The sequence below is a fragment of the Citrobacter sp. VF227 genome, assembly GCF_052950715.1.
Genome location: NZ_JBRFVF010000598.1, coordinates 1 through 437, shown reverse-complemented (window position 1 = coordinate 437; position 437 = coordinate 1). Strand labels below are relative to the sequence as shown.

General features: G+C 43.2%; 1 protein-coding gene. It reads left to right on the top strand.

Annotation, left to right across the window (positions count from 1 at the left end):
- The coding region (csrA, locus tag ACU8YC_RS28090) for a carbon storage regulator CsrA (protein ID WP_446896410.1) at nucleotides 1-145 on the top strand (145 nt) is incomplete at its 5' end.
- Nucleotides 146-437: the final 292 nt, after the last annotated feature.

Below are 437 nucleotides of genomic sequence, written 5' to 3'. Positions count from 1 at the left end.
ATGCGATGAGGTTACCGTGACAGTTCTAGGGGTGAAGGGCAACCAGGTGCGCATAGGCGTAAACGCCCCGAAAGAAGTTTCTGTACATCGGGAAGAGATCTACCAGCGTATACAGGCTGAAAAATCCCAGCAGTCCAGTTACTAAGGTTTTCGCGTCTCACCTTTCTGGTGAGGCGCAACCTGATTGAGTTGTTCTTTTTCTTAACTTTTCTTCTTTGCCTTCCTTGTTTTCTCGATTCCCTTACACGTATTGCCGTTCCCTGCGAATTTTCCGTTTGTTCATTGCTTCAGTCAATTGCCAATTTATCTGTTGATAAAACACTCTTTTTGCCGTTTTTGCTGATTAATTGCGCGTGAAATGTGTAAACGATAAAAACGCTGGAAAAATTGTTTGACTTATAAGTCCCAGAAAGTAATATGTGCTGTTAGCAGCGACG